Raw genomic sequence first — 5,238 nt, 5'->3', positions numbered from 1 at the left:
CCGCGAGCTCGCGCTCGTGCCCGCGCAGGAGATGCTGGTCAACCCGTCGGAGCGTTTCGAGGTATCGGCTCTCTAGCCGCCGACGGGCGTCGGCCACGTCGGGCGTCCGACAACAAACGAGGGCCGCCCCTCACGCAGGTGCGTGAGGGGCGGCCCTGTGTCGGTGAGCGGGTCGGCGTCAGGCGACCGACGGACGCCGCCGGCGTCCGTCAGCCGTAGAAGACCTCGATGTCGGCGCCCAGCGCGTTGAGGCGGTTCGGCAGGTCTTCGTAGCCGCGGTTGATGACGTACACGTCGCGCAGCACGCTCGTGCCGCTGGCGGCCAGCGTCGCGAGCAGCAGGCACACCGCCGGGCGCAGGGCCGGCGGGGAGACGAGCTCTTGCGGACGCCAGCGCGTCGGCCCCTGCACCTGCAGCCGGTGCGGGTCGAGCAGCTGCACGGTCGCGCCGAGCTTGGCGAGGTCGAGCAGGTGGATGGCCCGGTTCTCATACACCCAGTCGTGGATGAGCGTGCGCCCCTCGGCCGCCGCGGCGATCACGGCGAAGAACGGCAGGTTGTCGATGTTGAGGCCGGGGAACGGCATCGGGTGGATCTTGTCGGCCGCGGCCCGCAGCCGACTCGGCCGCACGGTGATGTCGACCAGCCGGGTGAACCCGTTGCTCGCCGGGTACTCGTCGGTCATCGTGTAGTCGAGACCCATCTGCTCCAGGATGGCCATCTCGATCTCGAGGAACTCCACCGGGCACCGCTCGATCGTCAGCTCGGAGTTCGTCACGATCGCCGCGGTGATGAGGCTCATCGCCTCGATCGGATCCTCCGACGGGAAGACCTCGACGTCGGCGTCGATCTTGGCGAGGCCCTTCACCCGCAGCGTCGTCGTGCCGATGCCGTCGATGCCGACACCCAGCTGCTGCAGGAAGTAACAGACGTCTTGCACCATGTAGTTCGGCGACGCGTTGCGGATGACCGTCTCGCCGGGGTACAGAGCCGCCGCCATGAGCACGTTCTCGGTGACCGTGTCGCCGCGCTCGGTGAGGGTGATGCTCTGCACGCTGTCGCCCACCTCGTGGACGACAGCCCGGTACCAGCCCTCGGTGGCGGTCACGTCGAGGCCGAAGTGATGCAGCGCCTGCATGTGGGGGGTCACGGTGCGCGTGCCGAGGTTGCAGCCGCCCGCGTACGGCAGCCGGAACTCCGGCATCATGTGCAGCAGCGGCCCGAGGAACATGATCACGCTGCGCGTGCGGCGGGCCGCCTCCACGTTCATCGCGCCGAGGTTCAGCACCTCGGGGCGGACGATCGTGAGCTGCGACCGGTCCTCCGACCACGTCACCTGGACGCCGATCGAGGTCAGCACCTCGATGATGCGGTTGACCTCCTCGATCTGCGCGATGCCGTTGAGGGTCGTGCGCCCGTGGTTCAGCAGCGAGGCGCACAGCAGCGCGACCGCCGCGTTCTTCGACGAGCGCACCTGGATCGAGCCCGACAGCTTCGTGGGCCCCTTCACCCGCAGGTGGGTGGCGCCCCCGGGGAACGCGAGTTTCGTCTGTAGCGACTCGACGAGGCGGTTGGTGAGCGCGGTGTCTTTGGATTCGCCCTGTTCGATCGCGTCGATCTGGGACGGCGCGACGCCGAGAATCTGACCCAGTTGGTCTTGACCGATGCCGCGCGAGTGGCGCACCGACCGGAGCAGGCCGCCGATGGCTTGAGGGGAGATATCCGTCACGTCGCGCATCCTAGCGGAGAGGTCGGGGACACTAGCCAGAACGTCCCCGGGGGACTGCGCCGGGCGCGTCCGGCGAGCGGGGAAAGGGGCGTCCAGGCGCACCTGAACGGGGGAGGGACGCCACGCGCCGGCGATGCGGGCCTCGCTGCGGACGGACCGGGTCACACCGTGGGTGCGCGGGACACGGGTGCTCTAGAGTGACGGCCATGAGCTCTCATTTCGACGTCGTCGTCCTCGGCGCCGGCCCCGGCGGGTACGTCGCGGCCATTCGCGCCTCGCAACTCGGCCTCAAGACCGCCATCATCGAGAAGGAATACTGGGGTGGTGTGTGCCTCAACGTCGGGTGCATCCCGACGAAGTCGCTGCTCCGCAACGCGGAGATCGTGCACATCGTCACGAAGGAGCAGTCCACGTTCGGCCTCTCGGGCGAGGTGAAGGCCGACTACGGGGTCGCGTTCAAGCGCAGCCGTTCGGTGAGCGACCGCATGGTCAAGGGCATCCACTTCCTGATGAAGAAGAACAAGATCACCGAATTCAACGGGTGGGGCACGTTCAGCGACGCCAAGACGATCAAGGTCGCGAAGGAAGACGGCAGCACCGAAGACGTCACGTACGACAACTGCATCATCGCCGCCGGCGCGATCACGAAGCTGCTGCCCGGCACGAAGGCCAGCGAGAACGTCGTCACGTACAAGGAGCAGATCCTCGCCGACTCCCTGCCGAAGTCGATCATCATCGGCGGTTCGGGCGCGATCGGCACCGAGTTCGCCTACGTGCTCAACAGCTACGGCGTCGACGTGACGATCGTCGAGTTCCTCGATCGTATGGTCCCGACGGAGGACGCCGAGGTCTCGGCCGAGCTCGCCAAGGCCTACAAGAAGCTCGGCATCAAGGTGCTCACCAGCACCAAGGTCGAGAGCGTCGAAGACACCGGCTCGGGCGTCAAGGTCACCGTGAGCCCCGCCAAGGGCGGCGAGTCCACGGTGCTCGAGGCCGACAAGATGCTGCAGGCCATGGGCTTCGCCCCGCGCACCGAGGGCTACGGGCTGGAAAACACCGGCGTCCAGTTGACCGAGCGCGGCGCGATCGCGATCGACGACTACATGCGCACCAACGTGGAGGGGCTGTACTCCATCGGCGACTGCACCGGCAAGCTCATGCTGGCTCACACCGCCGAGGCGCAGGGCGTCGTCGCCGCCGAGACCATCGCGGGCGCCGAGACCATGCCGATCAACTACGACATGATCCCGCGCGCGACCTACTGCCAGCCGCAGGTCGCCACGATGGGCTACTCCGAGGCGCAGGCGAAGGACAAGGGCTACGACGTCAAGACGGCGAAGTTCCCGTTCTCGGCCAACGGCAAGGCGTGGGGCATGGGCGAGTCGGTCGGCTTCGTGAAGGTCATCGCCGACAAGCAGTACAACGAGATCCTCGGCGTGACGATGATCGGGCCCGAGGTCACCGAACTGCTGCCCGAGGTCGTCCTCGCGCAGACGTGGGATCTGACGGCCGACGAGGTCGGGCGCACGATTCACGCGCACCCGACGCTGTCGGAGGCCATCAAGGAGGCCATGGAGGGCATCGCGGGGCACATGATCAACTTCTGATCGGCGTCCGTCTGCCACTGTTCACCCCGAGGGCCCGCGGTTGTTCCGGGGGCCCTCGGCATGCCCGGCCAAACCAGGACCGCGACGGCCACCGGACGCCCGCGTGTCCGGTCGACAACCTCCCCAACCTCTACGGTGTAGAGCTATGCTCTCGTCATGATCTACAGCGTAGAGGACGCCCGCACGGCCGCGTCCGTCACCCCCGCCCTGCCGCCCGCGGTCTCGCACTATCGCCGACCCGGGCTGTTCTACCTGCTCGCCCTCGGCATTCCCTGGCTGACGTGGGGCGTCGCCGGCTACTTCAGCCGCCGCCCCGACCAGACCACGACGACCCAGGTCGCCACGGCCGCCCTCGGCCTGCTGGGGCTCGTCGCCCCGATCGGCGTCGCGGCGTCCCTCATCGGGCGCGACCGGGTGCTCCGCGCGGACGTGCGCCGGCGCCTGGTCGGCCTCCGCGGGATCCGGCCCGGCCTGGCCGCGCTGGCGGTGGTGCTGCTGCCGGCGTCCCTGCTCGTCGCGACGGGCCTGTCGGTGCTCGCCGGCTATCCGGCCGGCCAGTTCGGGCTGCGCGGGGGAGCCTCCTTCACGGCGGGCCTGCTGCCCGCCTGGCTGCTGCTGGTCGGCGCGGCGATCGTGGAGGAGCTGGCCTGGCATAGCTACGGCACGGACGCGCTGGCGTCCCGGTGGACGGTGTGGCGCACCACGTGCGTCTTCGCGGTCTTCTGGTTCCTGTGGCACGTGCCGCTCAGCTTCATCAAGGGGTACTACCAGGCCGAGGTGGTCGAGATCGGGCCGCTGGCCAGCGTGAACTTCGTCGTCTCGGTGCTGCCGTTCATGATTCTCATGAACTGGCTGTACTACCGGTGCGGGCGGAGCATCCTCGTCGCGATCGTCTTCCACGTCTCCGCGAACGTCGGCAACGAGTTGTTCCTCACCCACCCGGACACCAAGGTGATCCAGACCGGGCTGCTGCTGATCGTGAGCGCGGTCGTCCTGTGGCGGGAACGTCGGCTGTTCTTCACCCGCCCGCTGCGGCAGGATCGGTGACATGACCCCCGCGCCCTCCGTCCTCAGCGTGCCGCGCATCGTGAACCAGGCGATCGGCCTCCTCGATCGCGAGGGGGTCGAGCGGTTCTCGATGCGGCGGTTGGGCCACGAGCTGGGCGTCGACCCCATGGCGATCTACCACCACCTGCCCAACAAGGCCGCCCTCTTCGACGCCGTCGTCGACGCACTCTGGGGCATGGCCGCCGAATCCGTCGCCGCGGAGGCGCCGGCGTCCGACGACTGGCGCGCCCTCGCGGCCGTCCCGATGCGGGGGCTCCGGCGGATCCTGCTGGAGCACCCCCGTCTCGTCCCCGTGCTCGCGACGCGCCCGGCGGTCACGCCGGCCCTCCTCGGCCTGACCGATGAACTCGTCGGACGCCTCGCGTCCGCCGGCCTGCCGCCGGCGTCCGCGATGCCGCTGCTGGACTGCCTGGTCGGTTTCACCGTCGGGAAGGTGCAGGGCGAGTTGCGGGAGCCGGTCGGCGGCACCGACGTCGCTCCCGAGGACGCCTACGCCGCGGTCCTCGCGGAGCGCTTCCCCCGCCTCGCGGCAGCGTTCGCCGCCGGCTACGACTGGGCGCCCGAGGAGCAGTTCGAGCGCGGGCTCGCGGCCCTCCTCGCCGGGTGGGCGGCCTGATCCCGGCGTGCAGCCGCACCGCCGTCGGGCGCGTGTCGGACGCCGACGCGGCGGTGTCCAGCGCCTAGCCTGACGTGCAAAATCCCTTTTCGGACCAAGTTTGAGGACACCTGATGCGTATCCGGCCTCTCGTCGCAGCCCTCGCCGCGGTCGCCCTCGTGGGGTGCAGCGCGGCCCAGCCCACCCCGACGAGGGCGGTCGGCCCCGACGTCGGCTGGGC

The 5,238-nt window shown here is 69.4% G+C and carries 4 protein-coding genes; 3 read left to right on the top strand and 1 reads right to left on the bottom strand.

Annotated features, from left to right (window positions below; translation table 11 throughout):
• Nucleotides 1–209 precede the first annotated feature (209 nt).
• The gene (locus WMJ97_RS14350) at nucleotides 210–1,727 is read right to left on the bottom strand and encodes a UDP-N-acetylglucosamine 1-carboxyvinyltransferase (RefSeq protein ID WP_347349689.1); all 1,518 of its coding nucleotides are present in this window, start codon (nucleotides 1,725–1,727) and stop codon (nucleotides 210–212) included.
• Between the two features lie 206 nt (nucleotides 1,728–1,933).
• Between WMJ97_RS14350 and lpdA the strand changes: the two genes are divergently transcribed.
• From lpdA to WMJ97_RS14335, 3 genes are all read left to right on the top strand, one after another.
• On the top strand, nucleotides 1,934–3,334 hold the full coding sequence (gene lpdA / locus WMJ97_RS14345) for a dihydrolipoyl dehydrogenase (RefSeq protein WP_347349688.1): 1,401 nt from the start codon (nucleotides 1,934–1,936) through the stop codon (nucleotides 3,332–3,334).
• A gap of 156 nt (nucleotides 3,335–3,490) precedes the next feature.
• Complete coding sequence (locus WMJ97_RS14340) at nucleotides 3,491–4,381, top strand: CPBP family intramembrane glutamic endopeptidase (RefSeq protein ID WP_347349687.1); 891 nt, start codon at nucleotides 3,491–3,493, stop codon at nucleotides 4,379–4,381.
• A 1-nt stretch (nucleotide 4,382) separates the two neighbouring features.
• Nucleotides 4,383–5,018 (top strand): TetR/AcrR family transcriptional regulator, encoded by a 636-nt coding sequence (locus WMJ97_RS14335; protein WP_347349686.1) that lies wholly within the window; start codon nucleotides 4,383–4,385, stop codon nucleotides 5,016–5,018.
• Nucleotides 5,019–5,238: the final 220 nt, after the last annotated feature.

This window comes from Nigerium sp. (assembly GCF_039811905.1).
Taxonomy (GTDB): Bacteria; Actinomycetota; Actinomycetes; order Propionibacteriales; family Propionibacteriaceae; genus Propioniciclava.
Note: the sequence above shows the minus strand (reverse complement) of the source record. Positions and strands in the feature narration are given on the sequence as shown.